Source organism: Kutzneria kofuensis (assembly GCF_014203355.1).
GTDB lineage: Bacteria > Actinomycetota > Actinomycetes > Mycobacteriales > Pseudonocardiaceae > Kutzneria > Kutzneria kofuensis.
In genome coordinates, this window is sequence record NZ_JACHIR010000001.1 from 3,585,205 (window position 1) to 3,601,216 (window position 16,012).

A 16,012-nucleotide genomic window follows, 5' to 3' on the forward strand; every position below is an offset into this window, starting at 1 on the left:
CGCACCACTGCCACCCCCGAGCGGGGGTGACGGCGGGAGGCGGGTCACTCCCCGATACGGCTCAGAGCTCGACCACCAAGCACGGCCCGCCGTCGAACAGGCCGCCGTCCACCGCCAGCACCTTGCCGTCGGCGTAGGACAGCGGCCCGTCCACCTGCTCCGGCTCGATGCCCAGCTGGTCGGCGATGATGCTGTGGCCGTGCACGATCCGCTTGCCGCCGAACTTGCCCATGATCTCGTCGGCGGTCTGGGCGCCGGTGGCGCCGCGGAAGGCGAAGCGGGTGGTCATCTTGTGCCAGCAGTCCCACCAGTCGGCGAGGTCCCGGCTGTGCAGGATGGCCCGCACGGCGGCGTTGACCTCGTCGACAGAGTCGCCCCAGGAGAGATACGCCGTGGTGTCGGAGTGCAGGAGCAGGTGGTCGTCGACGACTACGGCCACGGGCCGGTCGGTGAGCCACCGCACGTGCCGGTCGGTGAGGCGAGTCTGGTCGTTGAGCTGCCCGCCGTTGAGGTGCCAGCTGCGCGCGAAGCTGCGGAAGCCGTAGTCGGAGGGCACCGGGGTGTCGCCGAACAGGTGCATGCCGAGCAGCAGCACCTCGTGGTTGCCGAGCAGCGAGCCGACGAAGCCGCCGGCGCGGTCGGCCTGGTCGGCCAGGCGCATGACGAGTTCGATGACGCCGATGCCGTCCGGGCCCCGGTCGACGAAGTCGCCGAGGAACCACAGGCGGTGCCGGCCGCCGGACCACTGGCCCTCGGGGGTGGTCAGCCCGGCGGAGTGAAGTGCGGTGATGAGCTCGGAGAGGTGGCCATGGACATCTCCGACCACGAACACCGACCCGTCTCGTTCGTCGTCGCCCACAGTGAGAGACGATAGGCGGTCGGCGGGGTGCACCGCCGACCAGCCCGGTCACCGGAGCGTATCGAAATGATCTCCGTGAGCTGCGGATTCACGGTTTCGAGCGGTCCGCGAACGACCGACCACGCAGCGTGACTAGTCGCGCTTGAACGGATCGGCGGCGCGGCCGACGAGCTCGGCGATGGAGTCGATCACCAGGGTCGGCCGGTACGGGAAGCGTTCGGCGGTGTCCGCGCCGGAAATGCCGGAAAGGACCAGAATGGTCTGCAGGCCGGCCTCCAGACCCGACCGCACGTCGGTGTCCATCCGGTCGCCGATCATGAGCGTGTTCTCGGAATGGGCGCCGATGGCCCGCAGCGCGGAGCGCATCATCAGCGGATTGGGCTTGCCGACGTAATACGGCTCACGGCCGGTGGCCCGGGCGATCAGCGCGGCGACGGAGCCGGTGGCGGGCAGCAGCCCCTCCCGGCTGGGCCCGGTCTCGTCGGGGTTGGTGGCTATGAACCGCGCACCGCCGTCGACCAGCCGAATGGCCTTGGTGATGGCCTCGAAGCTGTACGTCCGCGTCTCGCCGAGGACGACGTAGTCCGGGTCGCTGTCGGTGAGCACGTACCCGATCGAGTGCAGCGCGGTGGTCAGCCCGGCCTCGCCGATGACGTACGCGGAGCCGCCGGGCCGCTGGGTGTCCAGGAACTTCGCGGTGGCCAGCGCCGAGGTCCAGATGGACGACTCGGGCACGTCCAGGCCGGTCCGCAGCAGGCGGGCCCGCAGGTCGCGAGGGGTGTAGATGGAGTTGTTGGTCAGGAGCATGAACGGGATGCCCTGGTCCCGGAGCTCGCCGAGGAACTGGTCCGCGCCGGCGATGATGTGCTCCTCGTGAACCAGCACACCGTCCATGTCCATCAGGTAGTTCCAGGCCATGCCCTCATGATCCCCCGGCGACGGGGTGCAGGGCCACCTCAGCGGCCTTGACGGCAAGCCAAACCCTGGTGCCGGGCTCCAGCCCGAGGTCGGCGACGGAGGCGGCGGTCAGGTCGGCGGCGAGGCCGTCCACCCAGGACGGACCGTCCACGCTGCGGCCGGCGCGCAGCCGGATCATGTCGCCGTGCGGTTCGAGGCCGCCGACGACGGCGCCGAACACGTTGCGTGGGCTTCCGCCGGGCGGTTCGACGTGGACGGCGACGGCGGACGGCGAGAACACGGCGACGGCCGGCGAGCCCTCGGCAATAGGCTCGGGGACATGCCCGCTGATCACGAAGTCCCCGACGACCAGCCCGGCCGGCCGGTAGACGCCGGAAACGAGGTCGAGGCCGGCGATCCGGGCGGTGAAGGCGGTACGGGGACGGCTCAGCACAGCCCTGGTCTCGCCCTGCTCGACGATCTGGCCGTCGGAGAGCACGACAACGCGGTCGGCGAGAACAAGGGCGTCGAGCGGATCATGCGTGACGAGCAGCGCCGTGCGAGCCGAGTCGCGGAGCACCCGCCGGAGCATGGTGCGCAGCGCGGGGGCGGCGTCGACGTCAAGCGCGGCAAAGGGTTCGTCGAGGAGCAGTAGTTCCGGTTCGGACGCCAGCGCCCGGGCGACGGCGACGCGCTGCGCCTGACCGCCGGAAAGCTGCCCCGGCCGGCGGGCGGCGAACTCCGTAGCGTCCACATCGGACAGCCAACGGCGAACCAGATCATCGGCAGCGGAGCGGGAGACACCACGCGAGCGAGGGCCGAAGGCGACGTTGGCGGCGACGGTCATGTGCGGGAACAGCAGTGGATCCTGGGCCAGCATGCCGACGCCACGCAGGTGGGGCGGCACATGGACGCCCTTGGCGGCATCGGTCAGCACCCGCCCGGCCAGCTCGATCCGTCCCTCGTCGGGACGCAGCAACCCGGCCAGCGCCGACAGCAGGGTGGATTTGCCGGCGCCGTTGCGACCGAGCACCGCAACGACTTCGCCGGGGGCGACGGTCAGCCGCAGAGACAGCGAAAAAGCGTCACGGCGAACGGTGATGTCGACGGCGAGAGTCACAGGCGGCCCTCGATCGACCGGGGTCGGGCCACCGCGATCACCACGATCGCCAGCACCACCAACAGCAACGACACCGCCACAGCGGCGTCGACATCGGACTCCGACTGCACGTAGACCAGCAGCGGCAAGGTCTGGGTGGTGCCTTCGAGGTTGCCGGCGAACGTGATCGTGGCGCCGAACTCGCCGAGCGACCGGGCGAACGCCAGCACGAGCGAGGATCCCAAGGCGGGCAACAACAACGGCACGGTCACCCGCCGGAACACCGTCCACGGCGCGGCTCCCAGGGTCGCGGCCACGGCCTCGTAGCGCTCGCCGGCGGTCCGCAGCGCGCCTTCGAGGCCGATCACCAGGAACGGCATGGCGACGAACGTCTGCGCGATGATCACCGCGGCCGTGGTGAACGGCAGCCGGAGCCCGAACAACGCCAGCACCTGGCCGCCGAATCCGTTACGCCCCAACAGATACAGCAAAGCCAGGCCGCCGACGACCGGCGGCAGCACGAGTGGCAGCAGCACCACCGCCCGCAGCAGCCGCAGCCCCGGCAGCCGCCCGCGGGCCAGCACGACCGCGAGCGGGCCGCCGAGCAGCAGCGACAACACGGTGGCGGCCGCGCCGGTCCGCACCGAGAGCCACAGGGCCTCCAGCGCGGTCGGGCTGGTCACCAGCTGCGGCAGCCGGCCCAGGTCGCTGCGCGCCACCAGGCCGATGACCGGCAGCACGACCAGGGCCAGCGCTATCGCCGCCGGCACCCAGAGCAGGGCCGGGACCGGCCGTCTCACGGCAGTTGGAAGCCGACCGCGCCGAGTTCCTTGCGGCCCTGGTCGCCGCGCACGAAGGCGACGAACTCCTTGGCCAGCGCGGCCTGCGGCGCGTTCTTCAGCACGGTGATCGGATAGTCGTTGATCGCCTTGTCGGCCTCGGGGAACGGCACGCCCTTGACCTTGCTACCGGCCGAGTTGACATCGGTGAGGTAGACCAGCCCCGCGTCGGCGTCGCCGGACTCGACCTTGGACAGCACACCGGTGACGGCGGTTTCCTTGCTGGCGGGCGTGATCGTGATACCGGTGGCCTGCTCCACCTTCAACGCCGCCGCGCCGCACGGCACCGCGTCCGCGCAGACGACCACGACGACGCCGGGCTTGGCCAGGTCGGCGAAGCCGGCGATGTTCTTGGGGTTGTCCGGCGGAACCGCGATCTCCAGCTTGTTCCGCGCGAACAACTGCGGCGCGCCGTCGTTCAGGCCGGCCTTGGTCACCTTGGCCATGTTGGCCTGGTCGGCGGAGGCGAACACGTCGGCCGCCGCGCCGTTGGTGATCTGCTGCACCAGCGCGGACGAGCCGTCGTAGGTGACCTTGACGGTGACGCCGGGGTGCGCCGCCTCGAACTCGGCCTTGATCTTGTTGAAGGAGGTGGTCAGCGAGGCCGCGGCGAGCACGGTCAGGGTGCCGGACTCCTTGGCGGCGCTGCTGCTGGTGGTCGACGTGCCTGGGGACGACGTCTGCCCACCACCGCACGCGGTCAGCAGCAGCGCGGCCGACCCGACGGCGACGACCAGTTTCCTCACGACATGCCTCCCGGCGTTTCAATGATCACCTGGGTGGACTTGACCACGGCCACCGCGAGCATGCCGGGGGTCAGGCCGAGTTCGCGGACCGCCTCGGTGCTCATCAACGACACCACGCGGTGCGGCCCGCTCTGCAGCTCGACCTGCGCCATCACCTTGTCCTCGACGATCTCGGTGACCAGGCCGACGAACCGGTTGCGGGCCGAGCGGCCCACCCCGGACGGGTCGGGCACGGCATTGGCCTGGGCACGGGCGAACGCGGCCAGCTCGGCGCCGTCGACGACCTTGCGGCCGGCCGCGTCGACGCCGGCGGTCAGCTGCCCGGAATCCAGCCAGCGGCGCACGGTGTCGTCGCTCACGCCGAGCAGCACGGCCGCCTCGGACACCCGGTAGGTGGGCGCGTCAGGTCGAGTCACACGCCGAGGTTAACTCCGCTCGTGCGGCACGAACAGAGGTAGCGACCCGCGGATGCGGATTCGCGCCCCGGGCGGCTCAGTCCTTGGCGCCGATCTTGGAGATTTCCTTGCGCATCTCGGTGACGACCTCGCTGCCGTACTCGTAGAGCAGTTCGCGCTGCTCGGGCGTGTAGTGCGCGAGGATCCGGGCCATCATCTCGGACAGTCCCTTGAACAGCACGCTGAACCGCGCCGGGTCCTGGTCGCTGAGGGTGACCTCGACGAGCACCTTGCGACGGTCGTGCGGGTCGCGGACGCGGCGCACGTAGCCGGCGCGCTCCAGCCGGTCGATCACGCCGGTGACCGCGCCGGTGGACAGCCCGGACAGCTCGGCGATGCGGCCGGCGGTCATCGGCTGGCCGCCGCGGGCGGCGAGGTCGAGGCACTTGTGGTCGGTGGCGGACAGCCCGAGCTGCTCGGCGATGCGGGCATGGAACATCACCGTCACAAGGCTGCTGTCCCGGCCCAGCCACGAGAAGCGCTCCAGCTCCTCGTCGCTGACCGGATACGCCGCCCTGGCCTCGGCCGTCTCCGACATCGCCACCACCTCAACCTGCTTACTTGCTAAGACACTCGGCCCTAGAGACATCATAACCGCCGAACGCCCGTTGTCGGCGTTCCAGCGTAGGGCGTCCCAGCGACTACCCTGATCGCGATGGCACCCGTCGAGCTAGGCATTCCAGGCGTGCGGAGCACCCCTGACACCTCGACGCGTCCCGATCTGCCAGGCTTGATCGACAGCTACGGCCGCGTGGCCACTGACCTGCGGGTTTCCCTCACCGACCGGTGCAATCTGCGGTGCACGTACTGCATGCCGGCCGAGGGTCTGGAGTGGCTGCCGGGCGATGATCTGCTGACCGGCGCCGAGCTGATCCGGCTGATCCGCGTCGCGGTGGACCGCCTCGGCGTCCGGGAGCTCCGGTTCACCGGCGGGGAACCGCTGCTGCGTAAGGATTTGCCGCAAATCCTCGCGGCCGCGGCGGAACTGCGGCCACGGCCCCGCATGTCCCTGACGACCAACGCGGTCTCGTTGGCGCGCAAGGCTCGTCAGCTGGCCTTGGCCGGACTGGACCGCATCAATGTGTCCCTCGACACACTTCGGCCGGACCGGTTCGCCGCGATCACCCGCCGGGACCGCCTCGACGACGTGCTGACCGGCCTCGCCGCCGCCCAGGACGCGGGCCTGGCGCCGGTGAAGGTCAACACCGTGCTGATGCGCGGCGTGAACGAGGACGAGGCCCCGGACCTGCTCCAGTTCTGCCTCGACCACGGCTACCAGCTGCGGTTCATCGAGCAGATGCCGCTGGACGCCCAACACGCGTGGGACCGAGCCAAGATGATCACCGCCGAGGAGATCCTCGACCGGCTGAGCGCCCGGTTCACCCTCACCCCCGAGCCGACGGAGCGCGGCGCCGCGCCGGCCGAGCGCTGGCTGGTCGACGGCGGTCCGGCCACCGTCGGCGTGATCGCCTCGGTGACCAGGCCGTTCTGCGCGGCCTGCGACCGGACCCGGCTGACCGCCGACGGGGCGCTGCGGACCTGCCTGTTCGCCACCACCGAGACCGACCTGCGCGGGCCGCTGCGCGCCGGCGCCTCCGACGAGGAGCTCGCGCAGCTGTGGCGGGCCGCGATGTGGGGCAAGGCCAGGGGGCACGGCATCAACGACGACGGCTTCGCGCAGCCGGACCGTCCGATGAGCGCGATCGGAGGCTGACCGCGTGGTGTTGACCATCCGCTACTTCGCCGGCGCCAAGGCCGCCGCCGGGGTCGGCGACGAGCAGCTCACCCTGCCGCCCGAGTCCACCGTGGACGATGTGCTCCAGCTGGTGCGGGACCGGCACGGCGAGCGGCTGGCCCGCGTGCTCACGGCGTCCAGCCTGCTGCTGGACGGAATCGCCGTGCGGGACACCAGGACTCCGGTCGCCGGCGGTGTCGAGCTGGACGTGCTGCCGCCCTTCGCCGGCGGCTGACGGGCCCTTCCGAGGTTCGGAACGGACCATTCCTCTACTCGGAGTTTGGGAAAGGCGCGTTCCCAGCGTCAGGCGGTGACCGCCGCGCGGATCCGTTCGGCCCAGGCCATGCCGTTGCCGTCGATGATGCGCAGCGCCTCGCGGTTGAGCGAATCCGCGGTCTCCCCGTCACCACGGTATTTCCACACCTTGGCCATGGCGTGCAGGGACCAGGCGCTGCCGGTGGGGTTGCCCGCCTGCTGGTAGATCTCCCGCGCCTGCACGGCAACCGTGTAAGCGTCGGCCATGTCCTGCTCCCCGCCGCGGGCGATCAGCAAGTGCGCCAACAACAACAGCGCCCGAGCCCGGTACAGCGGCAGCGGGGCGGCGAGTTCCAGCGCGCGGCGGCCGGTGACCAACGCCTCCTCGATGCGGCCGACGGGGAGCATCGCCATCGCCGCGCCGATCAGGATCCACAGCCGGGTGCGCAGATGCCGGATGTCGTCGAGCATGTTCAGCGTCTCGTCGAAGCACCGCATGGCCTCGGGGAACTGGCCGGCCATGTGCAGCGTGAGGCCCAGCGCGGACAGGCTCATCGCCTGCGCACGCCGGTTGCCGGTGCGGCGGGCGCTCTCCAGCGCCTCCTGGGCCAGCTCCAGCGCGGGCTCGACGCGTGCGGTCATCTGGTACGCGTTCGCCAAGCGGTGCAACACTTCCAGCCCGGCGGTGACCTCGCCGAGCACCCGGAACATGCCGAGCGCGGTGGTGAGCTGCTCGATGGCCTCGGCCGGATTGCCGCGTTCGAGCAGCGCGGCGCCGAGGTTGGCGACGCTGTGCGCCTCGCAGTGCCGAAGCCCGGCTTCCCGGCACAGCTCGATGGACCGCCGGCAGTGTTCGATGGCCTCGCCGAGCCGGCCCAGCTCCAGCAGCACGAAGCCGATGTTGGCCTGCCCGATCACCTCGACGTCCCGCAGCCCGGACCGCTCGGCCAGCTCCAGCGCCTCGTCGAAGTAGCCGGCGGCCTCGTCGAACTGGCCGAGTTCGAGGTGGGAGTTGCCGGCGTTGTTCAGCGCCGCCGCGGCCCCGTCGTCGGCGCCGAGCTCGCGGAAGATGTCGGCGGCGGCGAGGAAGCTGTCGATGGCCTCCTCCTGCCGGTCCATGTTCCACTGCGCGGTGCCGAGGTTGAACAGCATCGCCGCCTCGCCGCGACGGTCCCCGGCCCGGCGCGCGACCGTGACGGCGGTCGACGCGGTGGCGAACCAGTCCACGTTGTACTGGTGCGCGAGGAAATACCCGCGCAGCGCGTCGGCCAGCCGGACGGCCTGCTCGGACAGGTGGTGTCGGGCCGCGTAGCCGAAGGCGGCGATCAGGTTGAGCCGCTCGGCGTCCAGCCAGGCCAGCGCCTCGGCCTCGGTGGCGAACGCCCGGCCCCGCTGCCGGCCGACGACCAGCCGCACCAGATCCCGGTATGCCACGTGCGCCGCGCCGATCGCCCCGGCGAGGTAATGGTCGAGCAGCCGCCGCACGACGATGTCCCGCTCGGTGCGGGTGTTCTCCTCGTGCTCACGCTGCGCCGCGTAAAGCCGGATCAGGTCGTGGAACTGGAACCGGCCCGGCACCGCCTGCTGCACGAGATGCACGGCGGCGAGCTGGTCCAGCAACTCGGTGGCGTCGGCGGCATCGGTGGCCATCAGCGCCGCGGCGGCCTGCGGCGTGAAGTCCGGCCCCGGCACGAGACCCAGCAGCCGGAACAGTTCGCGGGCCCGTGGCTGCAGCGTCGTGTAGGAGAGGTCGAAGGCGGCCCGCACGGCAGTGCCCTCGTCACCGGCGATGCTCAGCGCCGACAGCCGATTCCCGTTGCGGAGCTCGGCCACGTAGTCGGCCAGTCCGGACGGCGGCGACTTGGCCAGGTTGGCGGCGGCGATGCGCAGCGCCAGCGGCAGGTACGCGCACAGCCGGGCCAGCTCCGTCGAGGCCGGGAGGTCCTTGAGGTCCGGCCCGAGCACGGCGCTGAGCAACTGTCTGGACTCGTCGGGGGTGAGCGGCTCCAGTAGCACGGTGTCGACGCCGGCCAACCGGTTGCGCAGGTCGTTGCGGCTGGTCACGAGCACCGCGCAGCCGTCGGCCGGCGGCAGCAGCGGCCGGATCTGGTCGGCCGCGGCGGCGTTGTCCAGCACGATCAGCATCCGCTTGCCGTCGACCAGGGCCCGGAAGGTGGCCGCCTGGTGGTCGACGTCGATGGGGATCTGCTCCGGCGGCACGCCCATCGCGCGCAGGAACCGGGACAGCACCTGGGCGGTGCTCAGCGCCGGGCCGAGGGCATAGCCGCGCAGGTTGGCGTAGAGCTGGCCGTCGGGGAAGCGAGGGCGCAGTTTGTGGGCGAGATGCACGACGAAGGCGGTCTTGCCGACACCCGGCGGCCCCATCACCGTGACCGGCCCGGTCGGCGTGCCCCGGTCGAACCGGGCCACCAACTCGTCGATCAGCTCCTCGCGGCCCACGAAGTCGGCGATGTCCGCGGGCAACTGCGAGGGCACGACCACCGGCCGCGCCGCCTCGGACGCGATGGGCGCGAGCAGCTCGGGGTCGTTGCGCAGCATCGCCTGGTGCAGCCGGCGCAGCGGCTCGCCGGGGTCGATGCCCAGCTCGTCGGCGAGATAACCGGCCACGCCCTGGTACGCGGCCAGCGCGTCGGCCTGCCGGCCGCTGCGGTGCAGCGCCAGCATCAGCTGGCCCCAGAACGGTTCCCGCGTGGGGTGCTTGGCCGTCAGCGACTGCAGCTCGGCGATCAGCGCCTGGTGCCGGCCGCGCTGCAGGTCGATGTCGATGCGCCGCTCCAGCACCTGGAGATGCTGCTCGACCAGCTGCGGAACGACGTTGCGCTGCAGCTCCTCCGATGGCACGTCGGCCAGCGGGGCGCCCCGCCACAACTGCAGGGCCTCGTCCAACGCGGCGGCCGCGGCGGTCAGGTCGCCGGCGTCGCCGGCCCGCGTGCCCTCGTCGGACAGTTCGCGGAACCGCTCCAGGTCCACGGATCCGGGCGGCACCTCGATGTAGTAGCCCTCCGGCGCGGTCCGCACCAGCGCCGGGTCGCCCAGGGTCTGCCGCAGCCGCAGCACGTACGTCTGCAGCGTGCCGCGGGCCCGGGCCGGCGGGTTGCCTGCCCACAGCCGCTCCACGAGCGCGTCCACCGGGACCACCCGGTTCGCCCGCAGCAGCAGGCTGGCCAGCAGCGTCCGGTGCTTGGCGGCGCGGATCGGCACCGGCCGGCCGGCCAGCGACACCTCCAGCGGGCCGAGGATGCGGAAGCGCATGTCGGTGGACATGCCAGCCTCCTCTCGGCCGTGCAGTTGTCGTTCAGCCTAGGAGCGTCCCGCGGTGTCCACTACCGAAAATGGGACTTCCCGGCGGTGATCGTTCAGTCTAGTGGCTCGTCTCAGTACGTCGACCCGGTAATTGATCTTCACCAGCGGTAGACCAGGCTGGTCCCGTAGATCGACTGCGGGAGGTGGTTGTGGCTCGTCGACCCGAGGTGTTCGTCCGGGCACTGTCGATGGAGGAAGGCCGCAAGCTGCAGCGAGTGACCCGGACCGCGAAGGACCCGGTCAAGCTACGCCGGGCGATCGTGGTGCTGATGTCCGGCCAGGGCCAGGCCGTCCGGGACATCACCTCGTTGCTGCAGGTCAGCCCCGATTACGTGCGCGATGTGATCCACGCGTTCAACGAACGGGGGTTCGCCGCGCTGGACCCAAAACGGAAAGGGGGACGACCGAGGACGATCGGTGAGCAGATCCGCCAGCGGATCTGCCTGATCGCTCGGACGTCCCCCGCCGACTGGGGCATCACCGCGTACGCGACCTGGTCACTGGCCAAGCTGCGGGAACATTTACTCGACCGCGGCACCGTGGTGGCCATCAGCCGGGAGACGCTGCGCCGGATCCTGCGCGCCGGCGGCGTCTCGTGGCAGACCACGACCACCTGGAAGGCCTCCACGGACCCGGACTTCATCACCAAGATGCACCGGATCCTGGACCTCTACGACCACCCACCCACCGACGGGCGTGTGGTCTGTGTCGACGAGTTCGGGCCGCTGAACCTGCAGCCCCGCAAGGGAAAAGCCTGGCGACCGGTGGGCAGACCGCTGCGTCAGCGGGCCACCTACAACCGCTACGACGGCGTGATGCACATGCTGGCCGCGCTGGACCTGGCCACCGGCAAGATCTTCTACCGTATCCGGGACCGCAAACGCCACCGCGAGTTCCTCGGTCTGCTCAAGGTCCTGCGCGCCCGGTGGCCTGGGGAGAAGTTGTACGTCATCGCGGACAACTTCTCCCCACACCGCCATCCCAGGGTCCGTGCCTGGTGCGCCGACAACCAGGTCGAGTTGGTGTTCCTGCCGACCTACGGGTCCTGGTTGAACTGGATCGAGGCGGAGTTCGCCGCCCTGCGCTACTTCGCCCTCAACGGCACTGATCACCGCAGCCACGCCGAGCAGAACGCCGCGATCGAGGCCTACATCCGCTGGCGCAACGCCCGCGCCCGACCCAAGACCGGGTTCGCCACCGACTCACCGATCAGGACCTGGACCCATTACCCGCCCAAGGTTGCATGACACGCCACTAGTTCGGTGACGGCGCGAGTCCCATCGCGGACAGCAGCGTGGCGGCCTCGACCTCGTGCCGATCGGCCGCGTCCGGATGGCCGGTGGCCCGGTACGCGGCCGCGAGCAGCGTCAACGCGCGGGGCTCCCACAACCGCAGGCCGGTCTTGCGCAGCATGGCCAGGGCCCGTTCGCCGAAGTCGATCGCCGCGCCGTGCTCGCCACGCCGCAGATGCACGTGCGCCTGCGCGAGAAGCGCCCGTCCCTGGCACAGCCGCAGCTCATGCCGGCCGGTCAGCGCCACCGCCTCTTCCGCGTGCGCCAGCGCCCGCTCGTCGTCCCGCATCGCGTACGTCAGCCCGATGAGCGCCTCGACCTCGCCGAACCGGAGGTCGCGCTGGCGGCTCAGGTCCAGCGCCTGCCGGTAGTGCTCGATCGCCTCGGCCGGCCGGCCGCCGACAACGGCGACGTCGCCGAGGGTGTTCAGGGCGTCGATGCGGGACCGGAACATGCTCGGCGACGCGGCCAGCTCCAGCGCGGTCGCGGCCATCCGCTCGGCCTCCTCCTGCCGACCGAAGTCCAGGCGCACCAGCGCCATCGCGTTGACCAGCCCCGACTCGCTCTCCTGGTTGCCCAGCCGCCGGCTCATCGCGACGCCGCGCTCGAAGTACTCCTCGACGTCGGAGAACCGGCCCATGTGCCGGCTGAAGTTGAGCAGGTTGTTGAGGCAGTTGACCTCGCCGTGCTCGATGCCGAGCTCGGCGCAGATGGCCCGGGCCCGCGCCAGGTAGCCGAAGCCCTCCTCGGTCTCGCCCAGGCTGACCTGCACCAGGCCCAGGTTGAACAGCACCGGCGCCAGCCTGGTCGGTTCCCCCTCGGCGAGTGCGAGGGCGTCGGCGAACCGCGTGGCGGCTCCGTCCAGATCGCCCATTTCGGACAGTGCGATGGCCAGGTTGGTCAGCGCCGAGTACTCGCCGGCCCGCAAACCCGCGCGGCGGAACACCTCCAGCGCGCGGGCGAAGCTGTCGGCGGCCTCGTTGGCCCGGCCGCGACTCCAGTCCAGCGCGCCGCGGTTGTAGCGCATCGCCGCCTCGGCGACCTCGTCGCCGGCGGCGCTGGCGGCGGTCAGGCCGGCCTGCGTGACCAACTGCCACTCGGTGGCCAGCCGCTGGGCGTAGAAGAAGCCGCGCAGCGAGTCCACCAGCTGCCAGACGATCTCGCCGCTGCCCTGCTGGATCAGCGGCACCAGGTTGGGCAGCTCGGTGGTCATCCAGTCCAGCGCCTCGTCGCGGTCGCCGAACCGGTCCGGCCCCGGGCGCGGCGGCAGCGGCACGAGGCTCGGCACCTCCGGACCGAGCAGATCGGCGGCCTCCGCGACGGCGTGCAGGTAATAGGTGTGCAGCCGGGCGAGGGCCTGGTCCTCCGGCTCGGCCAGTGCCCGCTCGTGGGCGTACACGCGGAGCAGGTCGTACGCCTGGTAGCGGCCGGGCACCAGTTGCTGCACCAGGTTCGCGGTGGACAGCTGGTCGAGCAGCCGGCGGGCCTGCTCCGGCAGGCAGTCCGCGAGCGCTCCCATCGCCTCGGGGGTGAGGTCCTGGCACGGCGCGAGGCCGACCAGCCGGAACGCCCGCTTGGCCGGTTCCGCCAGCGCCTCATAGGAAAGGTCGAACGCGGCGCGGACGGTCACCGTCTCGTCCCCGTCGGCGGCCAGCGCGGCCAGCCGGTTGCCCTCGCGCAGCCGGCCCAGCTGCTCGGCCAGCCGCGGCTGGCCGCCGCCGATCATGTTCGCGGCCGCGATCCGCAGCGCCAGCGGGAGATGCGTGCACAGCTCGGCCAGCTCCGCCGCGGCGGTCGGCTCGACCCGAACGACCTCGTCGCCGAGGATCCGCGCCAGCAACGTGTTCGACTCGGCCGGGGTGAGGCCGCCGACGTGCACGCGGCTCGCGCCCTGCTCGGCGACGAGCCCGCGCAGCGCGTCCCGGCTGGTGATCAGCACCGCGCAGCCGGGGTCGCCCGGCAGCACCGGGCGGATCTGGGCGGGGCGGGCCGCGTTGTCCAGCACGATGAGCATTCGCTTGCCGGCCAACAGGGATCGCAGCGCGGCCGACTGCTCGTCGAGCTCCGTGGGCACGTCGTCGGCGGCGACGCCGAGCGCTCGCAGGAACCGGGCGAGCACCTGATCGGGGCCGAGTGCCGGGACCCTCGCGTGGCCGCGAAGGTCGACGAACAGCTGGCCGTCGGGGAATCGGGCCCGCAGCCGGTGCGCCACATGCACGGCCAGCGCGGTCTTTCCGGTGCCGGGCGGGCCGGTCAGCACCACCACCGGCGCGGCAGCCGGCGGCTCGGCCGGCGCGAGCCGCTCGGCGACCTGTGCCGCGGCCGCCTCCCGGCCAACGAAGTTGATCACCTCTGGCGGCAGCTGTGCCGGTACGAAAACCTTGGCGCTCAACGAGATTCGCAGGCTCGGGTGATCGGAGAGCACGGCTTGGCGCACGCGCAGCAACTCGGCGCCGGGGTCCACCCCGAGCTCATCGGAGAGGTACTCGTACACCTCTCTATATACGTGCAGCGCGTCGGCGCGGCGCCCCGACCGGTAGAGGGCGACCATCAGCTGCGCCCACACGCGCTCGCGGGCGGGGTTCGCGTCGGCCAGCTCGCGCAGCTCCGGCACCAGCTCCTCGTGCCGGCCGAGGGTGAGGCCGGCGTCGATGCGGCGCTCGCGGGCGTCTAGCCGCTCCGCCTCCAGGCGGTTGATCTCGTCGTGCCGCAAGGGATTCAGCGGAACATCGGCCAGCACCGGGCCGCGCCACAGCGCCAGCGCCTCGGTCAGCAGGGACCAAACGGTCGCCGCGTCGTCGACCGCGCGGGCCCGGACGAGCAGCTCGCGGAACCGGGCGGCGTCGAGCGAACCGGCCGGGACGTCGAGCGCGTAACCGTCCTGGGCGGTGCGCAGCGCGCAGGCGGGGCCGAGTTGCTGACGCAGCCGCATGACGTAGGTGCGCAGCGTGTTACGGGCGCCGGCCGGTGGCCGCTCGCCCCACACCACGTCGACCAGCTCGGCCGCGGACACCGCGTGGTTGGCCCGGAGCAGCAGCGACCCGAGCAGCAGCCGCTGCTTGGCCGCGGGCAGCGGGCGGGGCCCACCGTCGATGAGGACCTCGAGCGGGCCGAGCACCCGGAACTCGATCTCGCCCGCCATCGGCGCCCCTCCCCTCGACCGTCGGTGTGGGAGAGAGCCTAGCGGTCCGTGACTTGGTGCTGTATCGATACAGAACGGTGCCGCGCAAGGGTTTTCCGGGCAACTTTTCGGTTGCGCAAACCCCATCGCTTTTGGCCTAAACCACGTGACACACACCTCACGTTAGGTGATCGATCTCGACTTGGAAACGGCCAGATAACGACGCTTTGAGCTGCGCAAACAGGCGGAATCGAGGTTCGTTGCGTCGCGTTACTGTGATTACGGTCACACACTTCAGCATTTGGCGATCCCGTCGCCGTTACGTACGGTCGCTTCTCGGTCGGACCCGAACCGACCGGCAGTACCCGAGGGACCGAAGCGCCAAACCCTGTTCGGCGGTCTCCCGGCACCAAACCCCGAGCGAAGGACAACTACCGAACAGGGGCGGGGGAACCACCCCTGGGCGCCCGAGAACCGCCCAGCGGGACGTGCACCACCGGTACCCATGCCGGCCACTGTGCGGGGCACCCATGTGCCTTGTGCGGCCGGTGAGCTCGTGACGCAGGCGCTGTAGGCGAGAGGTCAATGAGTTCTTATCGCGGTAAGCACCGTCAGCAGTCCACCGTCGCTCGTACCGCCACCCAGGTCGTCCTGGCCGGTGCGATTGTCGCCGCCCCGATGGCGCTCGCGGCTGGTACCGCCAACGCGACGACCGTGAACTGGGACGCCGTCGCCAAGTGCGAGAGCGGCGGCAACTGGGCCATCAACACGGGCAACGGGTTCTACGGCGGTCTTCAGTTCACCGCCAGCACGTGGCGTGCCTACGGCGGCACCGCCTACGCGTCGCAGGCCAACCTGGCCAGCCGCGAGGCGCAGATCGCCGTCGCCGAGCGCGTGCTCGCCGGCCAGGGCATCGGCGCGTGGCCGGTGTGCGGCCAGCGTGGCCTCGGCGGCGTGACCGCCGGTGGCACCGGCGCTCCGGCCCCGGCCCCCAAGAAGGCCCCCGCCCCGCGCAAGGCCACCCCGGCCCCGCAGGCGCAGGCCCCGGTGCACCAGGAAGCCGCCCCGAAGCTGGACGGCAACGGCGACTACACCGTCGTCGCCGGTGACACCCTGTCGGGCCTGGTGGAGAAGCTCCACCTGAGCGGCACCTGGCAGGACCTGTACAACAAGAACAAGGACGTCGTGGGTTCGAACCCGAACCTGATCATCGTCGGTCAGAAGCTGACCACGAAGTGAGCTTGACGTTCGCGTAGTCGCGACGGGCGGAGTGCCTGTCGCCTGAGCGCCCCATGTTCGCAGCAAACGCGAACATGGGGCGCTAGGCGTGTTATTGGGGGCCGAGCCCCCAAACCCCACGCCGGGGCTCCGCCCCGGACCCCGCTCCAGC

13 protein-coding genes are annotated in these 16,012 nt (G+C 71.2%); 4 read left to right on the plus strand and 9 right to left on the minus strand.

Annotation, left to right across the window (positions count from 1 at the left end):
- Positions 1-61: 61 nt before the first annotated feature.
- The 7 genes from BJ998_RS16405 to BJ998_RS16435 all read right to left on the minus strand — a co-directional run bounded on the left by BJ998_RS16405 (position 62) and on the right by BJ998_RS16435 (position 5,433).
- Positions 62-859: a metallophosphoesterase gene (locus BJ998_RS16405; protein WP_312890147.1), complete on the minus strand. Its 798-nt coding sequence runs from the start codon at positions 857-859 to the stop codon at positions 62-64.
- Positions 860-991: 132 nt separating this feature from the next.
- Positions 992-1,777: an HAD-IIA family hydrolase gene (locus BJ998_RS16410; protein ID WP_184862643.1), complete on the minus strand. Its 786-nt coding sequence runs from the start codon at positions 1,775-1,777 to the stop codon at positions 992-994.
- Positions 1,778-1,781: 4 nt separating this feature from the next.
- Positions 1,782-2,876, minus strand: coding sequence for a sulfate/molybdate ABC transporter ATP-binding protein (locus BJ998_RS16415; protein WP_184862645.1), 1,095 nt, complete (start codon positions 2,874-2,876; stop codon positions 1,782-1,784).
- Complete coding sequence (locus tag BJ998_RS16420) at positions 2,873-3,655, minus strand: ABC transporter permease (protein ID WP_312890148.1); 783 nt, start codon at positions 3,653-3,655, stop codon at positions 2,873-2,875. The genes BJ998_RS16415 and BJ998_RS16420 overlap by 4 nt, the downstream gene beginning before the upstream one ends.
- A complete protein-coding gene (modA, locus tag BJ998_RS16425; RefSeq protein ID WP_184862647.1) occupies positions 3,652-4,440 on the minus strand; it encodes a molybdate ABC transporter substrate-binding protein in 789 nt (262 codons plus the stop codon). The genes BJ998_RS16420 and modA overlap by 4 nt, the downstream gene beginning before the upstream one ends.
- Positions 4,437-4,856, minus strand: coding sequence for a TOBE domain-containing protein (locus tag BJ998_RS16430; protein WP_312890149.1), 420 nt, complete (start codon positions 4,854-4,856; stop codon positions 4,437-4,439). The genes modA and BJ998_RS16430 overlap by 4 nt, the downstream gene beginning before the upstream one ends.
- A gap of 76 nt (positions 4,857-4,932) precedes the next feature.
- A complete protein-coding gene (locus BJ998_RS16435; protein WP_184862648.1) occupies positions 4,933-5,433 on the minus strand; it encodes a MarR family winged helix-turn-helix transcriptional regulator in 501 nt (166 codons plus the stop codon).
- 117 nt (positions 5,434-5,550) lie between these two features.
- Here BJ998_RS16435 and moaA point away from each other — a divergent pair, with 117 nt between their 5' ends.
- Both moaA and BJ998_RS16445 read left to right on the plus strand, forming a co-directional pair.
- Positions 5,551-6,609, plus strand: a complete 1,059-nt coding sequence (gene moaA, locus BJ998_RS16440) for a GTP 3',8-cyclase MoaA (protein ID WP_184862650.1) — start codon at positions 5,551-5,553, stop codon at positions 6,607-6,609.
- A 4-nt stretch (positions 6,610-6,613) separates the two neighbouring features.
- Positions 6,614-6,865: a MoaD/ThiS family protein gene (locus BJ998_RS16445; protein ID WP_184862652.1), complete on the plus strand. Its 252-nt coding sequence runs from the start codon at positions 6,614-6,616 to the stop codon at positions 6,863-6,865.
- A gap of 68 nt (positions 6,866-6,933) precedes the next feature.
- Here the strand turns inward: BJ998_RS16445 and BJ998_RS16450 are convergent, their stop codons facing one another.
- Positions 6,934-10,170: an AfsR/SARP family transcriptional regulator gene (locus BJ998_RS16450; RefSeq protein WP_184862654.1), complete on the minus strand. Its 3,237-nt coding sequence runs from the start codon at positions 10,168-10,170 to the stop codon at positions 6,934-6,936.
- A 188-nt stretch (positions 10,171-10,358) separates the two neighbouring features.
- Here BJ998_RS16450 and BJ998_RS16455 point away from each other — a divergent pair, with 188 nt between their 5' ends.
- Positions 10,359-11,456 carry an IS630 family transposase gene (locus BJ998_RS16455; RefSeq protein WP_312890078.1) on the plus strand — a complete coding sequence of 366 codons (1,098 nt, stop codon included), beginning with the start codon at positions 10,359-10,361 and terminating at the stop codon, positions 11,454-11,456.
- A 7-nt stretch (positions 11,457-11,463) separates the two neighbouring features.
- On the opposite strand, the gene BJ998_RS16460 is transcribed toward BJ998_RS16455, so the two are convergent.
- Complete coding sequence (locus BJ998_RS16460) at positions 11,464-14,643, minus strand: AfsR/SARP family transcriptional regulator (RefSeq protein ID WP_184862656.1); 3,180 nt, start codon at positions 14,641-14,643, stop codon at positions 11,464-11,466.
- Positions 14,644-15,207: 564 nt separating this feature from the next.
- Here BJ998_RS16460 and BJ998_RS16465 point away from each other — a divergent pair.
- Entirely contained in the window at positions 15,208-15,861 is a 654-nt protein-coding gene (locus tag BJ998_RS16465; RefSeq protein ID WP_184862659.1) for a LysM peptidoglycan-binding domain-containing protein, read from the plus strand.
- Positions 15,862-16,012: the final 151 nt, after the last annotated feature.